Consider the following 3948-nt stretch of genomic DNA (forward strand, 5'->3'; position numbering starts at 1 on the left):
CGTCCTCTCTATTTATTAGGATAGAGACTTAACTTACTTGTGTCCATACATCTATACTAGCTCCAAATCTCACCCGATTGTTAAAGACTACTTTATTAATATTCCGTTTCCATTCTCAATATCTATACTTAGTTCATCAATTTCTAATTCCCATTTGTCTAAAGTATCGCTAATAACTTGCCTAACTATTTTTGGATAGGTTTTTGCTGCCTTTTTGTATTCCTTACTTAACTCTTCTTTATCTTGCTTTAAAAGTTTTAAGGCTTCCTGCTTTTGCTCAATCGTCATATACTCATAAATTTTTCTCGACTTTCTTTCCACCTAAATCAATCCTTTACTATTAAAGTTCTTGTTTAACTAATTAGCCCGTTTGCTGAACAATAAATTCCCTTTGAACTTTACTTAATCTCAGTGTATCATATTTCCGTGCTTTTAATTAAGCTTCTTTCATTCTAATCAATGGGAAATTTAGAACACGAAAAAGGCACTAGCATCTCTACTAGCACCTCTGATAATTCATATACAAATTTTGATATTTGCACCACATTTGCATCAAATCGCCCACAAACATTGATATAACAAGGTCGTCTTAACGTTTTGAGTTTTATCGGCTATCAATCTATGGATAGTGCATCCAGCTGAATCCCTTTGTATCAATATCTTCATTTATTGAAAATAGATTGATAGGGATGTAAATGGACTCAACTTCTTTTGATTTACATCTTTCTTCATCATTATAAAAATGTTTGTTAGGTAAATGCTTAATTTTTTTATTTCATAATCGCGCCTAATTGTGATATTTTTTTATAATGATTCGACAAAGATAGTCAATAAATCATTAAACTCTTCATAATTATCATAATTTGCTTTATGAGAGGCATTACTAATCACTTTTAATAGATAGCCTGTTTTCTCGGCCCAATCATTACAATATTTTTTCACATAGCCTGTTTGGTCGTACTCCCAATAAGTAATTAAAACAGGGCAATTAAACTCGATTTCATCTTCTACTTTTAAAAGCTCACCATAAACCTCACTAGTTGCCTTCAGCATACCTTTTTTACCCAAGTTCATTAATGTATGATACATACCTTCATTTGCTTCTTTAGTTACTGTAATGCTTTTCGCTGCAACTTTTGCATAAAAAGTGTAAGGGTACAGTTTCGCAATCGTAGAATAATGCTTTATCCAAAAGAGTTCTGATTTCTTGTAGTAACCTTTACCAAAGGGCGTTGTCCCAATCCCAAGTAATCAACTTATATTTATCCTTTAAATATTTCACTTGTTTATCAAAAAGAGTATAGTCTGCTGTTAAACCGTGACAAAAAACAATTGTACTTCTCCTTGATGGATTTATTGTATTTGTCCAATAATAAACTCTTCCTTCAGTTGATTGTATACTCTTTTCAATCATAAATAATTCATCCCTATTTCTACAGTTCATTTGCCGAACAATAACATTGCTTATATCATAGGCTTATTAGACTTAGATTATCATATGTTTCCGTGATTTTAATGAAATTCCTTTTAATTAATTTCTTATGGAAATTATAATACAAAAGCTACTGATCTCTTTTCTAGTAGCTTTGATAGTTCATTATACAAGTATTTAATATTTGAACCATAATTGCATTAAATCGCTCACAAATAGGCTTGACCCGTTTTGCACTTTAGAGCACCCTCTTATTCCCTATAGTTTCTATAAATAATTATATATTTAAAACTTACTAATTCAGTCTTTTCTTTTCTTCTAATAGCCTTTGAAATTCATCTTCTAATTCTTGGGATGGCTCTAAGCTTAACCTACCTAAAACGTCAGATATTTTCGTTTCGATTAGTAAAAGTTTATCATCATTGTTAGATTTCGATTTATTCTCTAACCATTCTTCATACTCATCGTAAGAACCATCAAATACTGTTACTTTTTCATCTTTGATTTCAATTATTTTTGTAGCAATCTCTTTTACTAACATACGGTCATGGGTAACAAATAGTATCGTTCCATGATACGTTTTCATTAATGTTTCTAGCGCTTCTAAAGATTCAATATCTAAAAAGTTTGTAGGTTCATCTAACACCAGCATATTTACGTCACTTAAAAATAGTTTAGCTAGTGCTACTTTTACTTTTTCACCGCCACTTAATATACTCACTTTTTTATATACATCTTCATCCCAGAAATGCATTCTTGCTAAGACCGTTCTAATTAGCGTTTCATTCTGACTGGAAGTTAATTGTATATTTTCTATGATCGATTTATCGTCATCAAGGATGGTTAAATGTTGGGAAAAATAACCTATCCTAACCTTTTCTGGAATGGATACCCCTTCATCTCTCTCAACTATTTTTTTAAGCAAACTTGTTTTACCCGTTCCATTTTTTCCAATAATAGCAACTTTATCACCGCCATATAAATATAAACTAAAGGGATCCCAAAGCTTACGTCCGTCTACCTCACCCTTTACGTTTTCAGCGCGTAACACGGATTGATTTCTTAGGTTCTCTTCGTTTAGTACATCCATCTTAATTTCAGGTAGTTCCTTCACCTTATCAACCTTATCCAATTGTTCCAACCTTGTTTCTAATGCTTTCGCAGAACCCCTTAACTTTTTCTGTATATTGGCATAATGGGTTTTAGCACCTGTTATTCTTGCCTCTGAAGAGCTCAAATCTTTAGGCTTTCTTGTTGCTCGCTGTGCTCTTGCCTCTTTTTGCCGGATTGCTACTTCTAACTGCCGCTTCTCTCGTTCATACTTTTCAAAGGCAGTTTGCTCTTGTATTTTTATTAATTCCTTCTGCTCTTGATAAGCATTATAATTCCCTTTAAATACCTTTAAATTACCTTCTTCTAATTCCCAAATTTTAGTACAGATATTATTTAGAAATGTCCGATCATGTGATACGACTATCAATGCTCCTTGATAGTTAACCAATTTCTTTTCTAACCAATTAATTCTTTCTGTATCTAAATGGGTTGTCGGTTCATCTAAGATCAATAATCCAGGTTTTTCATTCAATGCTAGTTGTAAATATTGTTGCGTTATTTCTCCACCACTTTTCTCTGAGCTCGTCTCTTTAAATTGTGGAACTAATTTTACAGAGGTAAAATGATAAATATGTCCTCCTTCTGCCTGTTCTTCATCTGCGAAGATTTTTAATAGACTTGTCTTCCCCGTTCCATTCCTACCAACTAAACCTATTCGTTGATGTTCATGTACCTGGATTAGCTCTATATCAAATAATAATCTATCTTGCATATGTTTTTTTATCGATTTACCTTCAAATAATAACATTTTCCCATCTCCTTATTTTGAGGGGAATAAAAAAAACCCCTAATTCTATTCAGAATAGGAAGTCAGTAAAATTAACAGTATACACCTAAAAAAGCATTATAATATTAGGGTAAACTACACTTCACAATACAATCCTAATCTGAAAATTGAACATAAAAATCCCTTAAAATAACTTTTACAAAATTATTATTAGGTTTTTTATGTTGATTTTCTTTATATAAATAGGATTATTTGCTCATTGTAGTAAAAATAACACCCTTTCCTTTTAATTAACTTAAATATAGACTATCTATACTAATATGTCAATGCTCTTTTAATTTTTAGGCTAACCTATATTTCAAATAAAAAACCCTCTCCCACAAAAGTGAGAAAGAGTTTTGAATACGATAATATAAAATTAACGTTTTGAGTTTTATCAAGGTCAAATTTATGGATATCCTATCTAGCTGAATCCCTTTATATCAATATCTTCATTTATTTAAAGTGGATAGTTAAGCTCTTCTGTGGACTCAACTTCATTTGATTTACATCTTTCTTCATCATTATTAAAAAGATTGTTAGGTAAATGCTTAACCTTATATCCAACAATTGGATCTATGTCAATATCTTGGACACAAAAATGTTAAGTCTTTGTCAGAAACGGCATCCATTCATG

General features: G+C 31.4%; 4 protein-coding genes. All 4 read right to left on the reverse strand.

Features of this window, described 5'->3' with window-relative positions; translation table 11 throughout:
- Window positions 1–87: 87 nt before the first annotated feature.
- Complete coding sequence (locus tag ACFQ0V_RS02740) at window positions 88–321, reverse strand: hypothetical protein (RefSeq protein WP_381009389.1); 234 nt, start codon at window positions 319–321, stop codon at window positions 88–90.
- A 483-nt stretch (window positions 322–804) separates the two neighbouring features.
- Window positions 805–1089, reverse strand: coding sequence for a hypothetical protein (locus tag ACFQ0V_RS02745; protein WP_381009390.1), 285 nt, complete (start codon window positions 1087–1089; stop codon window positions 805–807).
- Window positions 1090–1219: 130 nt separating this feature from the next.
- Window positions 1220–1414 carry an alpha/beta fold hydrolase gene (locus tag ACFQ0V_RS02750; protein ID WP_381009391.1) on the reverse strand — a complete coding sequence of 65 codons (195 nt, stop codon included), beginning with the start codon at window positions 1412–1414 and terminating at the stop codon, window positions 1220–1222.
- A 313-nt stretch (window positions 1415–1727) separates the two neighbouring features.
- Entirely contained in the window at window positions 1728–3293 is a 1566-nt protein-coding gene (locus ACFQ0V_RS02755) for a Vga family ABC-F type ribosomal protection protein (RefSeq protein ID WP_381009393.1), read from the reverse strand.
- Window positions 3294–3948: the final 655 nt, after the last annotated feature.

The organism is Savagea faecisuis (genome assembly GCF_042675605.1).
Lineage (GTDB): Bacteria > Bacillota > Bacilli > Bacillales_A > Planococcaceae > Savagea > Savagea faecisuis.